Genomic DNA, 22,378 nt, shown 5'->3' with positions numbered 1-22,378 from the left:
TGTCCCGGCCCCTGGGTCCATCCTAGGGACACCGGCGGTAACCATGAAGGGGCGTTCCGTAACTGGCCGTCACGCGATGCCTTCACGTGATGCTTCACGTGACGGCGTCTGGGCGTGGCGGGTCCTGCGCGCACACCTCCGGGATGATGCGTCCTTTAGTAGCGGCGGGTGACCGTTGCCATCGGGCATTCGAAGTGACGGCCCGCGGCGAGTCCAACATCGTTGAGGTAGCGGACAATGATGGCGTACGACTGCATCAGCGTGGTTTCCGTGTACGGGACCTGGTGCTTGGCGCAGTACTCGCGGACGATCTTGGCAGCCTTGTCCAGCTGGGGGCGGGCCATGTCCGGGAAGAGGTGGTGTTCCGCCTGGCGGTTGAGGCCGCCGAGCAGGATGTCCATGAAGCGGCCGCCCGAGATATTCCGGGACGTCAGGACCTGGCGGCTGAAGAAGTCCACCCGGCTGTCCGCCGGCAGTACCGGCATGCCCTTGTGGTTCGGCGCGAAGGACGCGCCCATGTAGAAGCCGAACACGGCCAGCTGGACGCCGATGAAGGCGAACGCCATGCCCAGCGGCAGGAAGGTGAACGCGAGAACCGGCAGGAGGCTGAGCCGGACTGCGAGGATCGGGATTTCAACCCAGCGGTGCGCGACCTTGGCCCGGCGGACGATGAATTTCACGGAATCGATCTGGAGTCCCAGGCCCACCAGGAACAGGAGCGGGAAGAAGAACCAGCCCTGCTTGCGCGTCAGGAACGCGAGGCGTCCCTGGCGGTCGGCTACCGCCTGGGGGTGGAAGGCGATGGGGCCGGGCGCGATGTCCGGGTCCTTGGAAATGACGTTCGGGTGGTTGTGGTGCGCGCCGTGCTTCTGCTCCCACCAGGAGTAGCTGATGCCGGCCACGGACGTGGCAAGCAACCGTGCGGCCCAGTCGTTGGCGCGCCGGGAGGCGAAGATCTGCCTGTGCCCGGCTTCGTGGGCCAGGAAGCTCAGCTGCGTGCAAAGGATGCCCAGGGCGGCGGCGATCAGGAGCTGGAACCAGCTGTCACCGATCAGCGCGAACCCGAACCAGGTGGCGGCCATCAGCAGCACCAGGCTGGAGAACACGGTGACGTAGAAGCCGACGCGCCGTTCGAGGAGGCCGGCCGACTTGACGCTTTTGAGGAGTTCCGAATAGCTCAGGACCACTGCGTTGGGCTGCCGGACGCGCGATAGCGGCCGCGCCGGCGTTTGGGCGGGAAGGGTGGAAGTGGCGGTCATGGGGCGCTGGCCTCGTCACGGTTACGGGCAACGCTGCAACTGACATTCGCAGCTGCACGATCAAGATCACCCTCTACTCAGCATACGCCCCCGGGTCTATGCCACCCGCCGGTCGGCGGCGCAATCCACGGCCGGTGGAACGCCCCGCACGCGATCTCAGACTTGCGTTCAGCCTTGCGTGGGACGCATTGGAAGAGGGCCTTTAGACCGCGGTTTAGACACAAGCACGTCTATGCATAAATATCGGCATCTATGCATACTCTTGCTGTATAGTCGTGCTTATGACTATTTCTGTTGCCGTTTCCGGGGCGAGCGGCTATGCCGGCGGCGAGGTCCTGCGGCTGCTCGCCGGTCATCCCGACGTCACCATCGGCGCCATTACGGCCCACAGCAACGCCGGTTCCAGACTAGGGGAATTGCAGCCGCATCTCCATGGCTTGGCGGACCGCATCCTCGAGGACACCACCGTGGATAACCTGGCCGGGCACGACGTCGTGTTCCTGGCGCTTCCGCACGGGGCGTCCGCGGAGATCGCGGCGCAGCTGCCCGCCGGGACTCTGGTCATCGACGCCGGCGCGGACCACCGCCTCGAGGACCCGAAAGCGTGGGAGAAGTTTTACGGTTCCGCGCACGCCGGAACCTGGCCCTACGGCCTCCCGGAACTGCCCGGCCAGCGCGACGCCCTCCGCGACGCCACCCGGATCGCCGTCCCCGGCTGCTACCCGACGTCGGCCCTGCTGGCCCTCACGCCCGGCTTCAGCAACCAGCTGCTGGAGGGCGACGACGTCGTGATCGTCTCGGCATCCGGCACCTCAGGGGCCGGCAAGGCCGCCAAGGTCAACCTGATCGGCGCCGAAGTCATGGGCTCCATGAGCCCCTACGGCGTTGGCGGCGGACACCGGCACACCCCGGAGATCGAACAGGGACTCTCCAAGGCGCTGGGGGCTCCGGTCACCGTCTCCTTCACGCCCACCCTGGCACCGATGAGCCGGGGCATCCTCACCACGGCCACAGCCAGGGTCCGTTCCGGCGTGACCGCCGAGGAGCTGCGTGCCGCCTGGGCCGAGGCCTACGACGACGAACCGTTCGTGCACCTGCTCCCCGAGGGCCAGTGGCCCTCCACGAAGTCGGTCCAGGGATCGAACCACACGGTCATGCAGCTGGCCTTCGACGAGCACACCGGCCGCGTGATCGTATGCTGCGCCATCGACAACCTGACCAAGGGCACCGCCGGCGGCGCCGTGCAGTCCATGAATATCGCCCTCGGCCTGGCGGAATCCGCCGGCCTCAACCTCCAGGGAGTCGCACCGTGAGCATCACCGCACCGCAGGGATTCCGCGCCGCCGGCGTGACGGCCGGCCTCAAGGCTTCCGGCAAACCGGACGTTGCCCTCCTGGTCAACGACGGCCCGTCCAAGGCCGCCGCGGCGGTCTTCACATCCAACCGCGTCGCCGCGGCCCCCGTGCACTGGTCCCGCGAGGTGGTCAAGGACGGCCGCGTGGACGCCGTTTTCCTCAACTCCGGCGGGGCCAACGCCTGCACCGGACCCCAGGGCTTCCAGAACACCCACACCACCGCGGAGAAGACCGCCGAAGCCCTCGGCGTCTCCGCCACCGACGTCGTGATCTGTTCCACCGGACTGATCGGCGAGCAGCTTCCCATGGATAAAATCCTGGCCGGGATCGGTTCCGCCACCGCCGGCCTGGCCGCAGACGGCGGCCCCGCGGCAGCCACCGCGATCATGACCACGGACTCCGTGTCCAAGCAGGCCGTCTTCACCGGCACGGACGCCCAAGGCACACAGTTCACCATCGGCGGCATGGCCAAGGGCGCCGGCATGCTGGCCCCGGGCCTGGCCACCATGCTGGTGGTCATCACCACAGACGCCGACGTCCAGCCGGGCATGCTCGACGCCGAACTCCGCAACGCCACCCGGGTCACCTTCGACCGGGCGGACTCCGACGGCTGCATGTCCACCAACGACACCGTGGTGCTGCTGGCCTCCGGGGCCTCCGGCGCCGTGCCGTCCGCCGCCGACTTCGGCACGGGCCTGACCCACGTCTGCGCCGAGCTGGCCCGCAAGCTGATCGGCGACGCCGAGGGCGCCAGCCACGACATTGCGATCCGGACGTTCAACGCCGCGAGCGAGCGGGACGCCGAAGTCGTCAGCCGCGCCGTCGCCCGCTCCAACCTGTTCAAGACCGCGATTTTCGGCAAGGACCCCAACTGGGGCCGCGTGCTGTCCGCCGTCGGGACCACCGACGCGGCTTTCGATCCTGACCAGCTGAACGTGTCCATGAACGGCGTGCAGATCTGCCGCAACGGCAGCATCGGCGATGACCGCAACCTCGTGGACCTCGAACCGCGCGAGGTCCTCGTCGAAATCGACCTGCAGGCCGGCGGGGCCGAGGCCACGATCCTCACGAACGACCTCACCCACGACTACGTCCACGAAAACAGCGCCTACTCCAGCTAACCCCCCGGGGGAAGGAACAGTAAGGACGACGAACATGAACACCCAGACACGCGAGACCACCTCCCAATCCGACGCCCGGGACAAAGCCGCCACGTTGATCGAGGCGCTTCCCTGGATCCAGCGCTTTGCCGGCAGCACCATGGTGATCAAGTACGGCGGCAACGCCATGGTCAACGACGAGCTCCGCCGCGCCTTCGCCGAAGACGTCGTGTTCCTGCACCACGTTGGCATCCACCCCGTGGTGGTGCACGGCGGCGGCCCGCAGATCAACGCCATGCTCAGCCGACTGGGGATCGAATCCGAATTCAAGGGCGGGCTGCGCGTCACCACGCCCGAGGCCATGGACGTGGTCCGGATGGTCCTCACCGGCCAGGTGGGGCGCGAACTCGTGGGCCTGATCAACTCCCACGGCCCGTACGCCGTCGGCATGTCCGGTGAGGACGGCGGACTGCTCCGCGCCGTCCGCACCGGCACCGTGGTGGACGGCGAGGAGGTGGACCTGGGCCTGGTGGGCGAGGTGGTCGGGGTGAACCCGGAAGGCATCCTGGACATCGTGGCCGCCGGCCGGATTCCCGTGATCTCCACAGTCGCCCCGGAAATCCACGACGACGGATCCACCACCGGCCAGGTTCTGAACGTCAACGCCGACACCGCCGCCGCCGCTCTGGCCGAGGCGCTCGGCGCCTCCAAGCTGGTCATCCTCACCGACGTCGAGGGTCTGTACGCCAACTGGCCGGACCGGTCCTCGCTCATCTCGTCCCTGACGGTCTCGGAGCTGCGCCAACTGCTCCCCGGCCTGGAATCGGGCATGATCCCGAAGATGGAAGCCTGCCTGAAGGCCGTCGAGGGCGGCGTCGAGCGCGCCCACATCGTGGACGGCCGCCTGCCGCACTCGATGCTTCTGGAAACTTTCACGACCGCCGGCATCGGCACCCAGGTCGTCCCGGACGAGGAAGTGAACGCATAGTGAGCAGCACTGAACTGAGCCATTCCGCTGAAGGCCGCATCGCTGCGGAGGCCACCGTAACCACAATTGTCTCCAGCAGCAGCGGAGCCGAGTGGCTGGCCCGCTACTCGTCCTCGCTGCTGGGCGTCTTCGGCACCCCGCAGCGCGTCCTGGTCCGCGGCGCCGGCTGCCTCGTGTGGGACGCCGACGGCAAGGAGTACCTGGACCTGCTCGGCGGCATCGCCGTGAACGCCCTCGGCCACGCCCACCCGTTCGTCACTTCGGTGATCTCCAGCCAGCTGGCCACCCTGGGCCATGTCTCGAACTTCTTCACGAGCCCCACCCAGATCGCCCTGGCGGAGAAGCTGCTGGAACTGTCCAAGGCGCCGGCCGGCTCCAAGGTGTTCTTCGCCAACTCCGGCACCGAGGCCGTTGAGGCTGCCTTTAAGCTGGCGCGCCGGAATGCTGGTTCGGAAGGCAAACCGCGCACCAAGATCATCGCGCTCGAAGGCGCCTTCCACGGGCGCACCATGGGCGCCCTCGCGCTGACGGCCAAGGAGGCATACCGGGCGCCGTTCGCACCGCTGCCCGGCGGCGTCGTGCATGTCCCGTTCGGCGACATCGACGCCCTCAGCGCCGCCGTGGACGAGACCACCGCCGCCGTCTTCCTCGAACCAATCCAGGGCGAGGCCGGCGTCCGGCCTCTGCCCGCCGGATATCTCAAGGCCGCCCGCGAGGCCACGAGCGCCGCCGGCGCCCTGCTGATCCTCGACGAGGTCCAGACCGGCATCGGCCGTACCGGCAAGTGGCTGGCCAGTGAGGACGCCGGGATCGTGCCCGACGCCGTGACCCTCGCAAAGGGACTCGGCGGCGGCTTCCCGGTCGGCGCCCTCGTGACGTTCGGACCGGAAACGTCCGCGCTGCTGACCGCCGGCCAGCACGGGACCACCTTTGGCGGTAACCCGGTGGCTACCGCGGCCGCCCTCGCCACCCTGCACGTCCTCGAAAACCAGGACATCCTGGCCCACGTCCGGGGCGTGGGGGAGCACCTGCGCGCCGGCCTCGCCGGAATCGCGGGCGTCACCGAGATCCGCGGCGAGGGGCTGCTGATCGGCTTCGACCTGGACGCCGACGTCGCCCCGGGCGTCGTCACCGCCGGCCTCGACGCCGGGTTCATCGTCAACAGCCCTGGCCCGCGCACCATCCGCTTGGCACCGCCGCTGATCCTGACCACCGAACAGGCCGACCGCTTCCTGGCGGCACTGCCCGCACTGCTCGAGACCGCCAAGGTCCAGGCCGAACAGCCGGCCGAACAGCCGGCCGAACAACCCGCCACCACAAGTATCAACGCCGCAAAGGACGCCAAGTGACCGCCGCCGTGACCGCATCAGTGCCCACCCGCCACTTCCTCAAGGACACGGACCTCAGCCCGGCCGAACAGGCCGAGGTCCTCGAGCTCGCCGTCCGGATGAAGGCCGCGCCCTACAGCGTGCAGCCCTACGCCGCGGCGGGCAACGGCCGGCAGACCGTGGCGGTCATCTTCGACAAGACCTCCACCCGGACCAGGGTCTCCTTCGCCACCGGAATCGCGGACATGGGCGGCAATGCACTCATCATCAACCCCGGTGAGGCGCAGATCGGGCACAAGGAATCGGTCGAGGACACCGCCAAGGTACTCGAACGAATGGTGTCCACCATCGTGTGGCGCACTGGCGCGCATGCCGGGCTCGTCGCCATGGCCGCGAACTCCCGTGTGCCGGTCATCAACGCACTGTGCGATGACTACCACCCGTGCCAGCTGCTCGCCGATCTCTTGACCGTCAAGGAGCACAAGGGCTCGCTCAAGGGCTTGACCATGGCGTACCTGGGCGACTCGGCCAACAACATGGCCAACTCCTACCTGCTGGCCGGCGTCACGGCGGGCATGAACGTCCGCATCGCCGGACCGGAGGGGTACCTGCCGTCCGCGGAGATCATCGCCGCCGCCGAGGACCGGGCCGCGGAGACCGGCGGCTCGGTGCTGGTGACGATCGACGCCGCCGAGGCCCTCCTCGGCGCCGACGTCGTCGCCACCGACACCTGGGTGTCGATGGGCCAGGAGGCGGAGAAGGAAGCACGGATGAACCTGTTCCGGGCGTACTCCGTGGACGGCGCGGCGATGAAGCTCGCCGCGCCGGACGCCGTCGTACTGCACTGCCTGCCGGCCTACCGGGGCTACGAGATCGCCGCGGACGTCATTGACGGCCCCCAGTCGGTGGTCTGGGACGAAGCCGAAAACCGGCTCCATGCCCAGAAGGCGCTGATGGCCTGGCTCATGCACCGCTCCGGCCTTGCCGTTATTGACGGGCTCGCGCCAGTCGATGGGCTGGCGCCGGTGGACGGCTTGGCCTGATGTCCGTCCAGCCAGCCTCTCCGGGGGCCAGCCCGGCCACCAAAACAGCCCGGCAGGCACGGATCACAGCGATTCTGACGGGCGAATCGGTCCGGTCCCAGGCCGAGCTCGCCGCGCTGCTCGCGGACGACGGCGTCCAGGTCACCCAGGCCACGCTCTCCCGCGACCTCGTGGAACTCGGCGCCGTCCGGGTGCGCGGCAAGGACGGCGTGCTGGTCTACGCCGTCCCGGGGGAGGGCGGCGAACGGGCGCCCAAGAGCGGCGTCACCCAGGAAATCCTCGACGCCCGGCTGACCCGGCTGTGCGGTGAACTGCTCGTCACCGCCGAGGCCTCCGCCAACCTCGTGGTGCTCCGGACCCCGCCGGGCGCCGCGAACTTCCTGGCCCTCGCAATCGACCACTCCGTGATGCCCTCGATCCTGGGCACCATCGCCGGGGACGATACCGTCCTTCTCGTCACCCGGGAGCCTCTGGGCGGCGCGGACATCGCCGCCCGCTTCCTGCAGTTCGCCGAGGAAGCCGGCCAATAAGCCGCGCAACGCACCGGCTTGTGACAGGCTTGAAACAAAGATTTCCCAGACTGACAGCATCACCAAACAACTAAGGAGCATTTCCGTGACTGAGCGTATTGTTCTGGCCTACTCCGGTGGCCTGGATACTTCCGTAGCCATCGGCTGGATCGGTGAAGCGACCGGCGCCGAGGTCATCGCCGTGGCGGTCGACGTCGGACAGGGCGGCGAATCGCTGGAGACCATCCGCCAGCGCGCGCTGGGCTGCGGCGCCGTCGAAGCCTACGTCGCCGACGCCAGCGACGAGTTCGCCAACGAGTACTGCGTGCCCACGCTGAAGGCCAACGCCCTCTACCAGGGCCACTACCCGCTGGTCTCGGCCATCTCCCGCCCGGTGATCGTCAAGCACCTGGTCAAGGCCGCCCGCGAATTCGGCGCCACCACCGTCGCCCATGGCTGCACCGGCAAGGGCAACGACCAGGTCCGCTTCGAAGTCGGCATCCAGACCCTCGGCCCGGACCTGAAGTGCATCGCACCGGTCCGCGACCTCGCCCTGACCCGCGACAAGGCCATTGCCTTCGCCGAGGAAAAGGGACTTCCGATCGAGACCACCAAGAAGAACCCGTACTCGATCGACCAGAACGTCTGGGGCCGCGCCGTCGAAACCGGCTACCTCGAAGACATCTGGAACGCCCCCACCAAGGACATCTACGACTACACCGCCACCCCGGAATTCCCGCCGGCGCCGGATGAGGTCACCATTTCCTTCGAAGCCGGCGTGCCGGTCGCGATCGACGGCGTCAAGGTCACCCCGCTGCAGGCCATCAAGGAACTCAACCGCCGCGCCGGCGCCCAGGGCGTCGGCCGGATCGACGTCGTCGAGGACCGCCTCGTGGGCATCAAGTCCCGCGAGATCTATGAGGCCCCCGGTGCCATGGCGCTCATCACCGCTCACAAGCATCTTGAGGACATCACGATCGAGCGCGAGCAGGCCCGCTTCAAGGCGACCGTCGGCCAGCGCTGGGCCGAGCTGGTCTACGACGGCCAGTGGTTCTCCCCGCTCAAGCGCTCCCTCGACGCCTTCATCGAGGACACCCAGAAGTACGTCACCGGCGACATCCGCATGGTGCTGCACGGCGGCCAGGCGATCGTCAACGGACGCCGCTCCGAGACTTCCCTCTACGACTTCGACCTCGCCACGTACGACACCGGCGACACCTTCGATCAGTCGATGGCGCGCGGCTTCATCGAGCTGTGGGGCATGTCCGCCAAGGTTGCCTCCGGCCGCGACATCCGCGTCGCAGGAAAGTAGCCCCCGTGGCTGAGCAAAAGGCCGAAGCTACAAACACGGGAGCACTGTGGGGCGGCCGGTTCGCCGGCGGCCCCGCGGACGCCCTGGCCGCGCTGAGCAAGTCCACGCACTTCGACTGGCGGCTGGCCCGCTACGACATCGCCGGGTCCAAGGCGCACGCACGCGTGCTGCACAAGGCCGGGTTGCTGGACGACGCCGAACTCGAGGGCATGCTTGCCGCCCTGACCCAGCTGGATGAGGACGTCGCCTCCGGCGCCTACCTGCCGGCGGAGTCCGATGAGGACGTGCACGGTTCGCTGGAGCGCGGCCTGATCGAGCGCGCCGGCACTCAGCTCGGCGGCAAGCTCCGCGCGGGCCGGTCCCGCAACGACCAGGTGGCCACGCTGGGACGGATGTTCCTGCGCGACCACGCCCGGATCATCGCCCGCGGCGTGCTCGCCACGATCGACGCGCTGGTGGGGCAGGCCAAGGCGCACCAGGGGGTGGCCATGCCCGGCCGCACCCACCTGCAGCATGCCCAGCCTGTCCTGCTCAGCCACCACCTGCTGGCCCACGCCTGGGCGCTGCTGCGCGACGTGCAGCGGCTCCAGGACTGGGACAAGCGCGCCGGCGTTTCGCCCTACGGTTCGGGTGCCCTGGCGGGCTCCTCGCTGGGACTGGACCCGGAGGCCGTCGCAGCCGACCTGGGCTTCTTCTCGGCGACGCACAACTCGATCGACGGCACCGCATCCCGCGACGTCTTTGCCGAGTTCGCCTGGATCACGGCCATGATCGGCGTGGACCTGTCCCGGGTCTCGGAGGAAGTGATCCTGTGGGCCACGAAGGAGTTCTCCTTTGTCACCCTGCACGATTCCTACTCCACCGGCTCCTCGATCATGCCGCAGAAGAAGAACCCGGACGTGGCGGAATTGGCGCGCGGAAAAGCGGGCCGGCTAATCGGCAACCTGACCGGGCTGCTGGCCACCTTGAAGGGCCTGCCGCTCGCGTACAACCGCGACCTGCAGGAGGACAAGGAGCCGGTCTTCGACGCCGCCGACACGCTGGAGGTCCTGCTCCCGGCAGTGTCCGGCATGATCGCGACGCTGAAGTTCAACACCGAACGGATGGAAGCGCTGGCTCCTCTTGGCTTCGCGCTGGCGACGGACATTGCCGAATGGCTGGTCCGCCAGGGCGTTCCCTTCCGCGAGGCGCACGAGCTCTCCGGTGCCGCGGTGAAGCAGGCCGAAGGCCGCGGCGTCGAGCTCTGGGACCTGACGGACGAGGAATACGCCGCCATCTCGGAGCACCTGACGCCGGAGGTCCGCACGGTCCTATCCACTGAGGGTTCGCTCAACAGCCGGAACTCCCAGGGCGGCACCGCACCGGCCGCCGTCGAACGCCAGCTGCTGGCCCTCGAGGGCGAGCTCGCCGGCGTGCGGGCGTACGCGGGGTAGCTGCACGGACCCGGTGGGGCATAGGTCCCGGCAGGCACGACCACGGTGGTCGGGCCTGCCGGGACCTTTTTCGTTAGGGTAGGCAGACAGGAACAGCGCTGATCCTGTCAAGGGGAGACATAAATGATCGATATTTCCGAGGCTGTGACGGTGGATGAGCTGGGTGCACTTCGTTCGATAAGGGCCAGCATTGTCGGGCCACTCATACTTCGACTTGAAACTTCATGTCCTCCTGAAGTGGCATTCGATTCGTTGTCTGCAGCCTATGCCTCCGCCTCCGTCCTGCTTCCCGACCCCGTATCACCGCCACCCATTGCGAGTACGGCCCACGGTCCCGTCCTGATTCTCGACGAGCTGTGGGACATCAAACGCGTACCGGGGATTCTTCAGGCTATTGCTGACAGCTTGACCGCCTCAGGCATCCGAGGTCACTTGCTACCCTGCAAGACCGAGCGGCTTGGCCCAGGCGGTCTCCAGGACTATGCATGCTGGACAGCGGCGTTTAGCCCCACCGGAAACCGCTGGCTGAAACCGGCACCGGCCGGACGTGATCGGCGCGTAGGAGACCTCCAGTGGCGCATAGGGCAGCGTGCCCTCGAGAAGATTCTTGGACATGCCTTGGACTGGTGCGCGGTGGTAGGCGGGACGGACTATTTTGCCATGGGAATGCACCGCTTCAAGTGTCTTCCGGAGGAACGCCGGGGGCTGTTCTCAGCAGCCTACAGAGCGCGAGGAGAAGCGAGCATCATTAGCTTCGACGGCCTTCAAAAAGTCCGTAAAGTCGACTTCTCTCTGGAAGGCTACGTTCTGTATCAACAACGGGACATCTCGCTCCCACGGGAGAGATCCGTTCAGGACATGACTCAGGTCCTCGTGGATCTGGCTGATGAACTGCAGTATGGGCTGGTCAAAGGAGGCAATTGGATGAGCGGAACTTTTGGACCGTTGCTTGACACCAATTGGCCCGAATTTGAGGGACCGCACGGGTGGATGCGTCAGGCACATCCGGTTCTTGACCGGTACGTGCCCGACGCCTACGGCGTGCAGATGCTGGGACCGCTCCACGATCGGGACTTGTTCGCGCCGGAATGGCACCTCTCGCCGGCAGGTGTGGATAGGGTCCTCGTCATCCACCCGGACTTCGACGCGTGGTTCGCACAAGATCGCCCCGACGCCCAACTCGTCGAATCCGGCCGGGAATTACTCAACGGCATGCTCTTTACCCAAGGCCTGGGCATGGAGCTCAATCGGGAAACCTTCACATAGAGCTACCCGCCATGACCAGCCCACCCGCCCATCAAACCCACACTTCAGCTTCTGGGGCTGAAGGATCACCCACGGAGTGTCTCCATATGAGCGAATCGTTCCGCCAATTGCTGCGCGCCCTGCCCGATTTCCCCGACCACCTCCCGGACTTTGATCCGGCGGCGGCGCCCGCGGACCCGGCGGAGCTGTTCCGGCTGTGGCTGGACGAAGCGCTGGCGGCCGGGGTGCCGCAGCCCAACGCGTGCAGCCTGGCCACCGCAGATGAGCAGGGCCGGCCGTCGTCGCGGATGCTGATTCTGAAGGACATCGACGCCGACGGCTGGCACTTCGCGACCTCCCGGGAATCCCGTAAGGGCCAGGAGCTCGCGGCCAACCCGCACGCGGCGCTGAACTTCTTCTGGCAACAGCAGGGCCGCCAGGTGCGGGTGGCCGGGGACGTCGTAGAGCTGTCCACCGAGGCCTCGGCAGCGGACTGGCAGGCCCGCCCGAGCGCCGACGGCAGCGAGAATCCGGAATGGCAGCTCTACGCCATCCGGCCTCGCGAAATCGAATTCTGGCAGGCCAGGCACGACCGCCGGCACATCCGGCACCGCTACGCGCCCCGCTGATCGGATTCCGCTCAGTTAATCAGAGTTAATTGGGTGGATCGGTTTAGGATGGGCGCCATGACCTCAATCACACCAGAGAACCTTCGGGCAGAACTGCACCGCGCCGCCGACGTCGTGGCCGGAATCGCCGCGAAACTGACGGAACAGGACATCAAAGCGGCGTCGGAACTGCCTGGCTGGAGCCGCGGGCACGTGCTGGCCCACACCTGCGGGATCGCCAACGCGATGGGCCGCCAGCTCGAATACGCCGCCCGGGGTGAGGGCGTGGAGCTCTACGACGGCGGCTTCGAGGGGCGAAACCGCGCCATCGAAATGGCGGCCGGCCACAGCCTCGCTCAGCACCGGGCCGACCTCGACTCAGCGTTGGGCAGGGCCCTGCGCGCCTTCGACTCCCTCGACGCTGCGGGCTGGCGCGAGCCCATCACCTACCGCGGGAGAGTCGTGTTCGACGGCGGCCTGGCACTGTGGCGCGAACTCGTCATCCATGCGGCCGATCTCGGCACCGGCTACGGACCGGAAACCTGGAGCCGCCCCTTCTGCGGACACCTCTTCGATTTCCTCTCCGCTCGAGTGCCCGAGGGCCAGCGCTTCGTGCTGCAGCCGCTCGGCCTGCCCGCGGTGGCCATCGGCAGCGGCGGAACATCGACGGTGATCAACGGCATGCTGACGGACATCGCAGCGTGGCTCGCCGGCCGCACGCCCACCCTCGGCAGCCTGCGCGCCACGGCCGCGGCCGACGGCGTTGACCTTCCGGAACTGCTGCCCTGGCCTGCCGGAGCGCCCGTCAAGAACTAGGCGCGCTCCTTCGCATGCCATCCTTCGCCGGCGCCGTGCCTGGGCCCGTGCAGGCCTAGGGCCGTGCCGTGGCGAGGGCGAGTTCGCGTTCCCGGTCCAACAGGCTGCCCTTGACGGCCAGTCCCCAGCGGAAGCCGCCCAGGGTCCCGTCGGTGCGGATGACACGGTGGCAGGGAACAAACAGGGCCGCCGCGTTGAAAGCGCAGGCACTGGCCGCGGCCCGGACGGCCTTGGCGTTGCCGGACAGCTCGGCATACTCCGTGTAAGTCACCGGGCGCCCCGGAGCCACCGTGCGCAGCACATCCCAGGCGTGGCTTCGGAAAGGACCGGACTTCTGCAGCACCGGCACCGCCATGGCCGGCTCCGGATCGCCGGAGTAGAACGCCTCCACGGCCGCGGAGATCGAGCCCAGCCTGGCAACGGTTTCGAATTCGCCCGGCAGCAGGTCCGCGTGGATCTGCCCGGTCAGCTCGCCGGGAACGGCGGTCCAGCCCGATGACAAAACGGCGCCGTCGCGGGCGATGATGGTGAAAGGACCGTCCGGGGTGGACATGGTCAACAGCTGGGCTTTCATGGGTTCGCTTTCTTCGGAGTCTTCTTTTGGTTGAGAGACGCTGTGCGCGCCGCAGCTTGGGCAGCCGCTGCTGCGCGCCACAAGTGCATGGTGGCGTAGGAGCGCCATGGGCTGACCTCACGGAAATCGGGGGTGAGGGCGGCGCCGCTGGGGGTCTGGGCGAGTGATCGGATGCCGTTGCGGACCGCGGCGTCGTTGGCCAGGAACACATCCGGCGCGCCGATGACCCGCATCGCGACGTAACCCACGGTCCACGGGCCGACGCCGGACAGGGGCAGGAGCTTGGCCTCCAGCCCGTGCACGTCGTCGCCGTAGCCGAAGTCTAGGTCGCCCGAGGCCATCGCCGCCGCGGCGCCCCGGACGGCATCGATCCGGCGCTGCGGGCCGCGGAGCAGTTCGAACCCGGTCTCGGCAATCTGGGCCGCCGTCGGGAACATCCGGTGAAGGCCGTCGTCGGGCACCAGGCTCGCGCTCCCGGCCGCGGAAAGTTGTACCAGGGCGGTCCGCGCGGCGGCCACCGTGATCTGCTGGCCGATCATGGCCCGGATCAACAGTTCCTGCGGATCAACGGCGCCGGGCATCCGCATGCCCGGCGTGCTCTCCACCGTCGCGGCCAGGCGGGAATCGGCCGCGAGGGCGGCATCGATGGCGACCGGATCGGCGTCCAGGTCCAGCAGGCGGCGGACCCTGCTCAGCAGGGCGGCCAGGTCCCGGAGATCGACGGCGCCGATGGTCAGCACGAGCGGACGCCCGGCCGTGCCGGCGTCGTAATCCACCCGGAAGCGCGCATCGCCGTGGGCCAGCCGCAGGGTCCGGGCGTAGGAACTGGAGGTGCCTTCTTCGATCCCGGGGATGGCGCGGACGGCGAGGAAGTCGAAAACGCCGGGGTCGAACGGTTCGCGGTACGGAAGGTTGAGCGTGAGCGCTGTGGTCGCCGCGGGGGAGCGGTGATGCCTGGCCGTGGCCCGGAGCGCGGAGGGCGTCATCGCAAAGACCTCGCCGATGGTTTCGTTGAACTGGCGCACGCTGCTGAATCCGGCGGCGAAGGCGATGTCCGAGACTTTCATGGCGGTGGAGACCAGCAGGGTGCGGGCGGTCTGGGCGCGGCTCGCCCGCGCCAGGGACAGGGGACCGGCGCCGAGTTCGTGGCTGAGGATGCGGTTGAGCTGGCGCGCGGAGTAGCCGAGCCGAGCCGCCAGCCCCTCGACGCCGTCGCGGTTGATCACGCCGTCATTGATCAGGCGCATGGCGCGGCCGGCGATATCGGAGCGCACGTTCCAGGCCGGGGTGCCGGGCACGGCCTCCGGCAGGCAGCGTTTGCAGGCCCGGTAGCCGGCGTCGTGCGCGGCAGCGGAAGTCTCATAGAACGTGACGTTGTCCGCCTTGGGCGTCCGCGCGGGGCACGAGGGCCGGCAGTAGATGCCGGTGGTCCGGACAGCGGTGTAGAACTGCCCGTCGAATCGGGTGTCCCGGGCATCGATTGCCCGGTAGCGCTGCCAGAAGTCCATCACCCCATCCTGCCAGCTTCGCGGAGCACCTGCTAGCGGAATTCGGACACGGCCGTGTGGTCCTCCGGCGGCGTTTGTTAAAGTCTGAGCATGACTTCGAGTCCGCTTCCTGCCCAGCCCGGCACCGGTACAGGTGTCCAGTCCGGCACGATTGCAGGCACGGCTGCGTCGCTGCGGGAGCTGCTCTCGGCCGATGCGCGGCACGTGGCGCCGCTGATCCTTGGCGCCGTGTTGACGCATGACGGGCGCGACGGCTCCGTCGCGGTCCGGATTACCGAGGTGGAGGCGTACCTCGGCCCGCATGATTCGCACCACCCTGACCCCGGGTCCCACACCTTCCGCGGGCAAACGGCCCGCAACGCGCCGATGTTCGGCCCGGCCGGCCACCTCTACGTGTATTTCACGTACGGGATGCACCATTGCGCCAATATCGTGTGCGGGCCCGAGGGCGTGGCGTCGGCGCTGCTGCTGCGGGCCGGCGAAGTGGTTGCCGGACATGAGCTGGCCAGGGCCAGGCGCCCGACGTCGAAATCGGACATCGACCTCGCGAGCGGGCCTGCCCGGCTTGCCACCGCGCTGGGGTTGACGACGGCGGACAGCGGGCGGGACGCCCTCGCGCCGCCGTTCCGGCTGGAACCGCCCGCAAACCCGCCGGAAGGGGTCGCTGAGGGCATCAGTTCCGGTCCGCGCGTCGGCGTCTCCGGCGCCGGCGGCAGCCACGACTACCCCTGGCGGTTCTGGCTCAGCGGCGATCCGACCGTCTCGCGCTACAAGGCGGCAAAGGCGCGAAACACCAGCGGGGCGTAAGGCGGCAGGCACCCTGCACGCGGCTTGTAGGCACCCTGCAGCAGGCACGCGCGGTGGGGGATGATGGAGCATTATGGGCGAGGGGAAACGCGGAAAACCGGGCAGCGAGCTGGAACGGCTCCAGATCTTTGCGCAGCTGGCCACCGAGTACTTCCGCATGGTCGAACTGTTCACGCCTGACGGCGAGCAGGCCGCGGTGGACTCCGTCGAAGCAGAGCGCAGGCACTGGGTGGAGCTCTTCCGTGCGGCCCTGTTGCGTAAATTCATCGTTCCGGAAGAACACGTCTCGCTCAAACTCGTCGTCAGGGCCCTGCGCCTGTGCAACTACTCGGCGGACCCCCGGATAACCGAGGGCACGGCAGAAGCGGCCAGTTTGTTCACGAACGGGATGATCCGGGACCGCGAGGCGCTGATGGCCGAAATCGCCTTGGATGACCACGACCTGTTCGAGGACGTCCTCTACGGACGGCTCCTGCATGGTGACGCCGACAGGTTCCTACGGTCCGGGTGGGCCGAGGACTACCCCCGGCTCAGCAGCGTGGCGGCCGGACGGTTCGACGCCGAGCGCGCGCTCAGGAAGGCGCTGGGCGTGGTCTCCTACGGGCTTGCGAACGAACTCCTTCGCCCGCCGCGCCCGGGAGGCGACGCCGAGCCTCCCGACGCCGAGCCGCCAGACGCCGAGCCTCCAACAGCAGAAGCGTAGGGACTTCTAAGAGGCGGCGATACTGGAGAGCCCGTAGTCGGCGCCGACGGTGAAAGGGGCGAGGCGGCGCCGCAGGTCTTCGCGCACCTGCGGCCACTCCTGCGAGAGGATCGAGAAGACGGCGGCGTCCGCGCGTCCTCCGCCGGGCGCTGCACGGTGGCCGCGGAGGACGCCCTCGAATTGGGCGCCGAGCCGTTCGATGGCCGTCGCGCTCCGGGTATTGCGGGCGTCGCAGCGGAAGGCCACCCGTTCCACTTCCAGTACCTCGAAGGCGTAGCCGAGGAGCATGTGCTTGCTCGCCGGATTGACGTGGCTGCCCCAGAACTGCCGCCCGTAGAAGGTTCCGCCGATTTCCAGGCGCTGTTGGGCCGGAACGTAGTCGCGGAGGCACGTCGTGCCCAGCAGGGCGCCGGTGCGTCCGTCCGTCACGGCGAACGGGATGGTGGCGGGATCCTCCAGCCGTGACTGGAACAGTGCTGCCAGTTCGCCGGCCGTCCCCGGCATGGGTGCCGCCATGCCGCCCCACATGCCGGGATCCACAAAATCAAGGAGGTCCGCCGCGTGGTGCGGGTCCAGCGGAACCAGGCGGACCCCATGGCCGGAGAGGACGATTTCGTGTCGCATTCGAGCATTCAATCACCGGTGGGGTGGACGGGACCGGCGAATCCGGCGCCCTCCGCGTGAACATTAGATGACTGAGGGGTTGCCCCGAGGCCCCCGGCCTGGGGGCCGCCGGCCGGGGAGGCCGCGGGTACGGCGGACGTCCCGCTACCAGCCAGTAAGGTGGACGGGTGAATCAAAGCGAGCCGAACCTGACGAAGATTGCAATGCCGGTGGATGAGCTGATCAAGAGCCTGTGCGCCACCATCTCGGACTATCCCAAACCCGGAATCAGTTTTAAGGATCTGACCCCGGTGTTCGCCGACGGCGCCGCGTTCGGGGCCGTCGTCGATGCCCTGGTTGGACCGTTCCAGGGCCAGTTCGACGCCGTCGCCGGAGTGGAAGCCCGCGGCTTCCTGCTCGCGGCGGCCGCCGCCTACGCCACTGGGACCGGAGTCATCACGGTCCGCAAGGCCGGCAAACTGCCGCGCGAAGTGTTCTCCGAGGACTACGCCCTGGAATACGGCACGGCCACCCTTGAGCTGCACACCACGGACCTGGCGCCGGGGAGCCGGGTGCTGATCCTCGACGACGTGCTTGCCACCGGCGGTACGCTCGGCGCCGCGGCACGGCTGTTCGAGCGGTGTGGGATCCACGTGGCCGGCATCGGCGTGGTCATGGAACTGGACGAACTTGCCGGCCGCACGGCCCTGACCGGCCACAACGTCCGCTCCCTGCTGCGGATCTAGCGGGGACTCTGAGGCTGGACCATCCGGGACGTGTCGGTAGAATTCCCTGACGAAGACTGCCTTGGCATTGTTCGGCGACATATAACAGCCGTGGCCGCCGAAATGGCTGTAGAATGGTGGGTCCGTCTTTTTCGATAGGGGAACGTTCGATGCACGACGCTGATTTGGCCCATGAACGCGACTATGTGGCCGGACTTTACGCCCGGCTCGATGAGTTGCGGGCGGAGAAGCGCACCCAGCTGGCCCAGGTGCGCCGTGCCGGTGCCGTGGGCACCATGCAGAACGTTTCCGAGCGCGATGCCTTCGCGGCCCTCTACGAGGACCGCCTCGCCCAGCTCGACGCCGTCGATGACCGGCTCGTGTTCGGCCGTCTCGACCTGGATTCCGGGGAGGCCCAGTACATCGGCCGCATCGGCCTGACCACCGAGGACCTGCAACGGCTCATGGTGGACTGGCGGGCGCCCGAGGCCGGCCATTTCTACCAGGCCACGGCGTTTGACCGGCAGGGCGTTCGCCGCCGCCGGCACCTGATCCTGCAGGGCCGCGAGGTCAAGGCAATCGAGGACGACGTCCTCGACGCCGACATGCTCGCCGACAACGATTCGCTTCAGGGCGAAGGCGCCCTGCTGGCTGCCCTAAACTCCAAACGGACGGGCCGGATGTCAGACATCGTCGGCACCATCCAGTCCGAGCAGGACCGGATCATCCGTTCCTCCATCTCCGGCGCCCTCGTCGTCCAGGGCGGTCCGGGCACCGGCAAGACCGCTGTCGCCCTGCACCGCGCCGCGTACCTGCTCTACACGCACCGGGACAGGCTCAAGAGTGCCGGCGTCCTGCTGGTGGGGCCGACGTCGTCCTTCATGAAGTACATCGAACGCGTGCTGCCCTCGCTCGGCGAGACCGGCGTCGTGATGGCGAGCCTTGGCCGGCTCATGCCGGGCATCACCGCCGTTGCCGAGCCGGACTCCGCCGTTGCCGCCATCAAGGGCCGGCTGGACATGGCCGAGGTGGTCGCCAACGCCGTGGCCAACCGGCAGCGCATACCGGCCGGAAACCGGATCCTCGAAGTCGACGGCCGCAAGCTGGTCCTCACGCCGCGCCAGGTCCGCCGCGCCAAGGAAAGGGCCCGCGCCACGGGCAAACCGCACAACGAGGCCCGCGTCTCCTTCGTCAAGATCCTGCTCCGCGAACTCACCGAGCAGATGACGGAGCTTGTGGAGGCCGGCAACATCGGCAACAACGCCGACCGCTCCTACCTGGCGGAGGACGTCCGCTCCGCCCGGGATGTCCGGATCGCCCTGAACCTGTGCTGGATGCCGATGACCCCGGAGAAGCTCGTGGGGGAGCTGCTGAGCAAGCCCGCCATCCTGGAGGCATGCACGCCGAACCTCAGCCCGGAGGAACGCGCGCTGCTGCTCCGTCCGGCCGGTTCGCCGTGGACCGAGTCCGACGTTCCGCTGCTCGACGAGGCAGCCGAATTGCTCGGCGAGCTTGATGCCGCCGCCGGACGGGGACTCGCGCAGCAGGAACATGACCGTGCCCGCGACCTCGCCAACGCCAAGCAGACCCTGGTCAACATGGAAACCGCCGGCGTAGATGTCCTCGTCACGGCCGAAGAGCTCGTGGATCAGAACCAGGAGCGCGAGACGCGGCTGACCGCTGCAGAGCGGGCCACCACGGACCGTTCCTGGGCCTTCGGGCACATCGTGGTGGACGAAGCCCAGGAGTTGTCGCCCATGCAGTGGCGGCTGCTGGTCCGCCGCTGCCCGCTGAAGTCGTTTACGATCGTGGGCGACATCGCCCAGACAAGTTCCGTCGCCGGTGCCAACTCCTGGCACAGCGCACTGGGACCGATGTTTGGCGACCGCTGGCAGCTCGAGGAACTGACGGTCAACTACCGCACGCCGTCCCAGATCGCCGAGGCCGCGGCCCGCATGGCGACGGCGGCCGGACTGGTGGTTTCGGCGCCTAAGGCTGTCAGGGAAGGGCGCTGGTCCCCGGTCATCGACAGTGTCGGCAGGGGCCAGATCGTCAACAAGCTCGTCGAGGTGCTTCCGGAGGAACTGGATGCCATCGAGGGCGGCCTGATGGCGGTCATCGCCGACGGCGAGCTTCTGCCCGAGGCCAGCGCGGCGCTGCGGGCCGTGTACGGCCACCGTGTCGGAACCGGAGCGGGCAGCTATGCGCAGGACATCGTGGTGATCAGTCCCCGCGAGGCAAAGGGACTGGAATTCGACGGCGTCGTGGTCCTGGAACCGACGGACATGCTCAACCACGAGCACGGCCGGGTGGGTGACCTGTACGTTGCCATGACCCGGCCCACGCAGCGCCTGCGGCTCATCGCCGCCTCCGGCGTCCCGGCAGGCATCGAGGAGTAGGCCGCTGGGCGGCAATGGCTGTACGGCTGGCCGGGCGGCAATGGTTGTCCGGCTGCCGTGCGCACGGCGTCAACTGTGATGCGGGTCTGTCGATCCTGCTAACTTAGATTCCGTGTCCCAGCTAAATATTCTCGATGCCCAGCAGAACGATCCCAGCTTTGCCAATATCTGGCAGGAGTTGAAATGGCGCGGTCTTGTCCACGTCTCCACGGATGAGGCGGAGCTCGAAAAGCTCCTCGCCGGCGACCCCGTGACGTATTACTGCGGCTTCGATCCGACCGCACCGAGCCTGCACCTGGGCAACCTGGTCCAGCTGCTGCTCATGCGCCGGCTCCAGCTGGCCGGCCACAAGCCCCTCGGACTGGTGGGCGGCTCCACGGGTTTGATCGGTGATCCTCGTCCGACGGCGGAACGCACCCTCAACACCAAGGACACCGTGTCCGAATGGGTGGGCTACCTGCAGGCGCAGGTCCGTCGCTTCCTGAGCTTCGAGGGCGATAACGCCGCCCGGATGGTCAACAACCTGGACTGGACGGCGCCCCTGAGCGCCATCGACTTCCTGCGCGAGATCGGCAAGCACTACCGTGTCGGCACCATGCTCCGCAAGGACGCCGTCGCATCCCGCCTCGGTTCCGACGAAGGCATCAGCTACACGGAGTTCAGCTACCAGATCCTGCAGGGTATGGACTACCTGCAGTTGTTCCGCGACCACGGTTGCATGCTGCAGACCGGCGGCTCGGATCAGTGGGGCAACCTCACCAGCGGCACCGAGCTCATCCGGAAGGTTGAGGGCAAGCACGTCCACGCCCTGGGAACGCCGCTCATCACCAACTCTGACGGCACCAAGTTCGGCAAGAGCGAGGGCAATGCGATCTGGCTGGATCCGGCCATGTGCAGCCCGTACGCCTTCTACCAGTTCTGGCTTAACACGGCGGACGCCGACGTCGCGGACCGCCTCAAGGTGTTCACCTTCCTGAGCCGGGCGGAGATCGAGGCTCTGGAGGTGGCGGTCGCCGAACGGCCGTTCGCCCGTGAAGGCCAGCGGAAACTGGCATACGAGGTGACCTCGCTCGTCCATGGCGTGGACGCCACGGAGAAGGTCATCGCGGCGTCGGCCGCTGTGTTCGGCAACGGCGATCTCTCCGTGCTCGATGAGGCGACGTTGAAGGCGGCGACCTCCGAGCTGCCGTCCGCCACTGTCGACGCCGGCGCCCTGGGCATCATCGAGCTGCTGGTCGCCTCCGGTCTGTCAGAGAGCAAGTCCGCCGCACGCCGCACCGTGGGGGAGGGCGGCGCCTACGTCAACAATGCGAAGGTGTCCGACCCCGACGCCGTTATTGCCGCCAGCCAGTTGCTGCACGGCCGCTACCTGCTCCTGCGCCGGGGCAAGAAGAACCTGGCAACGGTGGAAGTCGCGGCGTCCTGATCGGCTTCGAAAACGCACCCTGCACGCTCCTTCCCGGCCGATTTGCACGGCCGGGGAGGAGCGTGTATTGTTTTCTGAGTTGCCGCCGTTGAGTGGTGACAAACCCCCACAAATGAGAAGCAATTCTTCATGCGCTAGGCGCACAGAATGGAAATTGCTTCAATTCTGCTGGGCGGATTCGCTCCACAAAGTGAAATTCGGATGAAAATCGCGAATTTGCAAAGTGGAAATGAATGAAATAAGCTGTAAACATCGCAGCGAAGAAAAACGAAATAAAGAATTCATTGAAATGAATTGTTTCGGCAAGTATTCGAATGTGTCTGTTGTTTGAGAACTCAATAGTGTGCCAAGTTTGTTGATACCAATTTATTGTATTGAATTGGTTGAATTGACCAGGTTGCGCCACCCCGTGGTGTGGTCTGGTTTTTACAGCTGGTTTCAAATTTTGTGCATTGTGTGCATCCCGTTTTCCCGGGGGCGCATGGTGTGTCTGTTTTACTTCAACGGAGAGTTTGATCCTGGCTCAGGATGAACGCTGGCGGCGTGCTTAACACATGCAAGTCGAACGATGACCCGGTGCTTGCACCGGTGATTAGTGGCGAACGGGTGAGTAACACGTGAGTAACCTGCCCTTAAC

20 protein-coding genes and 1 rRNA gene are annotated in these 22,378 nt (G+C 67.3%); 17 read left to right on the top strand and 4 right to left on the bottom strand.

Features of this window, described 5'->3' with window-relative positions; all coding sequences use genetic code 11:
* Positions 1–155 precede the first annotated feature (155 nt).
* On the bottom strand, positions 156–1,259 hold the full coding sequence (locus BLS42_RS02855) for a fatty acid desaturase family protein (protein ID WP_090576192.1): 1,104 nt from the start codon (positions 1,257–1,259) through the stop codon (positions 156–158).
* A gap of 281 nt (positions 1,260–1,540) precedes the next feature.
* Between BLS42_RS02855 and argC the strand changes: the two genes are divergently transcribed.
* The 11 genes from argC (at position 1,541) to BLS42_RS02800 (ending at position 12,996) form a co-directional block, all read left to right on the top strand.
* Complete coding sequence (argC, locus tag BLS42_RS02850) at positions 1,541–2,572, top strand: N-acetyl-gamma-glutamyl-phosphate reductase (RefSeq protein WP_090576189.1); 1,032 nt, start codon at positions 1,541–1,543, stop codon at positions 2,570–2,572.
* Positions 2,569–3,735 (top strand): bifunctional glutamate N-acetyltransferase/amino-acid acetyltransferase ArgJ, encoded by a 1,167-nt coding sequence (gene argJ, locus BLS42_RS02845; protein ID WP_090576185.1) that lies wholly within the window; start codon positions 2,569–2,571, stop codon positions 3,733–3,735. Before argC ends, argJ begins: the two co-directional genes overlap by 4 nt.
* A 34-nt stretch (positions 3,736–3,769) precedes the next feature.
* Positions 3,770–4,702, top strand: coding sequence for an acetylglutamate kinase (gene argB / locus BLS42_RS02840; protein ID WP_090576182.1), 933 nt, complete (start codon positions 3,770–3,772; stop codon positions 4,700–4,702).
* 38 nt (positions 4,703–4,740) lie between these two features.
* Positions 4,741–6,051 (top strand): acetylornithine transaminase, encoded by a 1,311-nt coding sequence (locus BLS42_RS02835; protein WP_090577036.1) that lies wholly within the window; start codon positions 4,741–4,743, stop codon positions 6,049–6,051.
* On the top strand, positions 6,048–7,073 hold the full coding sequence (gene argF / locus BLS42_RS02830; protein WP_371129495.1) for an ornithine carbamoyltransferase: 1,026 nt from the start codon (positions 6,048–6,050) through the stop codon (positions 7,071–7,073). Before BLS42_RS02835 ends, argF begins: the two co-directional genes overlap by 4 nt.
* Positions 7,073–7,603: an arginine repressor gene (locus BLS42_RS02825; protein ID WP_090576179.1), complete on the top strand. Its 531-nt coding sequence runs from the start codon at positions 7,073–7,075 to the stop codon at positions 7,601–7,603. Before argF ends, BLS42_RS02825 begins: the two co-directional genes overlap by 1 nt.
* Positions 7,604–7,688: 85 nt before the next feature.
* Entirely contained in the window at positions 7,689–8,894 is a 1,206-nt protein-coding gene (locus BLS42_RS02820; RefSeq protein ID WP_090576175.1) for an argininosuccinate synthase, read from the top strand.
* Positions 8,895–8,899: 5 nt separating this feature from the next.
* Positions 8,900–10,327 carry an argininosuccinate lyase gene (argH, locus tag BLS42_RS02815; RefSeq protein ID WP_090576172.1) on the top strand — a complete coding sequence of 476 codons (1,428 nt, stop codon included), beginning with the start codon at positions 8,900–8,902 and terminating at the stop codon, positions 10,325–10,327.
* 123 nt (positions 10,328–10,450) lie between these two features.
* Positions 10,451–11,593 carry a hypothetical protein gene (locus BLS42_RS19870; protein WP_143019133.1) on the top strand — a complete coding sequence of 381 codons (1,143 nt, stop codon included), beginning with the start codon at positions 10,451–10,453 and terminating at the stop codon, positions 11,591–11,593.
* 86 nt (positions 11,594–11,679) lie between these two features.
* The gene (locus BLS42_RS02805; protein WP_090576161.1) at positions 11,680–12,201 is read left to right on the top strand and encodes a pyridoxine/pyridoxamine 5'-phosphate oxidase; all 522 of its coding nucleotides are present in this window, start codon (positions 11,680–11,682) and stop codon (positions 12,199–12,201) included.
* 57 nt (positions 12,202–12,258) lie between these two features.
* The gene (locus tag BLS42_RS02800) at positions 12,259–12,996 is read left to right on the top strand and encodes a maleylpyruvate isomerase family mycothiol-dependent enzyme (RefSeq protein WP_090577030.1); all 738 of its coding nucleotides are present in this window, start codon (positions 12,259–12,261) and stop codon (positions 12,994–12,996) included.
* Positions 12,997–13,051: 55 nt separating this feature from the next.
* On the opposite strand, the gene BLS42_RS02795 is transcribed toward BLS42_RS02800, so the two are convergent.
* Positions 13,052–13,570 carry a methylated-DNA--[protein]-cysteine S-methyltransferase gene (locus BLS42_RS02795; protein ID WP_090576158.1) on the bottom strand — a complete coding sequence of 173 codons (519 nt, stop codon included), beginning with the start codon at positions 13,568–13,570 and terminating at the stop codon, positions 13,052–13,054.
* Positions 13,567–15,078 (bottom strand): DNA-3-methyladenine glycosylase 2 family protein, encoded by a 1,512-nt coding sequence (locus tag BLS42_RS02790; protein WP_090576155.1) that lies wholly within the window; start codon positions 15,076–15,078, stop codon positions 13,567–13,569. The genes BLS42_RS02795 and BLS42_RS02790 overlap by 4 nt, the downstream gene beginning before the upstream one ends.
* Before the next feature lie 90 nt (positions 15,079–15,168).
* Here BLS42_RS02790 and BLS42_RS02785 point away from each other — a divergent pair, with 90 nt between their 5' ends.
* Together BLS42_RS02785 and BLS42_RS02780 are read left to right on the top strand one after the other, a co-directional pair.
* On the top strand, positions 15,169–15,885 hold the full coding sequence (locus BLS42_RS02785) for a DNA-3-methyladenine glycosylase (RefSeq protein ID WP_256336207.1): 717 nt from the start codon (positions 15,169–15,171) through the stop codon (positions 15,883–15,885).
* Positions 15,886–15,958: 73 nt separating this feature from the next.
* Positions 15,959–16,588: a hypothetical protein gene (locus BLS42_RS02780; protein WP_090576151.1), complete on the top strand. Its 630-nt coding sequence runs from the start codon at positions 15,959–15,961 to the stop codon at positions 16,586–16,588.
* A gap of 6 nt (positions 16,589–16,594) precedes the next feature.
* Here BLS42_RS02780 and BLS42_RS02775 read toward each other — a convergent pair whose 3' ends face one another.
* Positions 16,595–17,212, bottom strand: a complete 618-nt coding sequence (locus BLS42_RS02775) for a GNAT family N-acetyltransferase (RefSeq protein ID WP_090576149.1) — start codon at positions 17,210–17,212, stop codon at positions 16,595–16,597.
* Positions 17,213–17,415: 203 nt separating this feature from the next.
* On the opposite strand from BLS42_RS02775, the gene BLS42_RS02770 reads away from it, so the two are divergent.
* The 4 genes from BLS42_RS02770 to BLS42_RS02755 all read left to right on the top strand — a co-directional run.
* Entirely contained in the window at positions 17,416–17,937 is a 522-nt protein-coding gene (locus BLS42_RS02770) for an adenine phosphoribosyltransferase (RefSeq protein WP_176803165.1), read from the top strand.
* Between the two features lie 149 nt (positions 17,938–18,086).
* On the top strand, positions 18,087–20,315 hold the full coding sequence (locus BLS42_RS02765) for a HelD family protein (protein WP_090576146.1): 2,229 nt from the start codon (positions 18,087–18,089) through the stop codon (positions 20,313–20,315).
* Between the two features lie 112 nt (positions 20,316–20,427).
* On the top strand, positions 20,428–21,741 hold the full coding sequence (gene tyrS, locus BLS42_RS02760; RefSeq protein ID WP_090576143.1) for a tyrosine--tRNA ligase: 1,314 nt from the start codon (positions 20,428–20,430) through the stop codon (positions 21,739–21,741).
* 500 nt (positions 21,742–22,241) lie between these two features.
* Positions 22,242–22,378 (top strand): 16S ribosomal RNA (locus tag BLS42_RS02755); the annotation flags it as partial.

The organism is Arthrobacter sp. ov407, from assembly GCF_900102895.1.
GTDB lineage: Bacteria > Actinomycetota > Actinomycetes > Actinomycetales > Micrococcaceae > Arthrobacter.
Note: the sequence above shows the minus strand (reverse complement) of the source record. Positions and strands in the feature narration are given on the sequence as shown.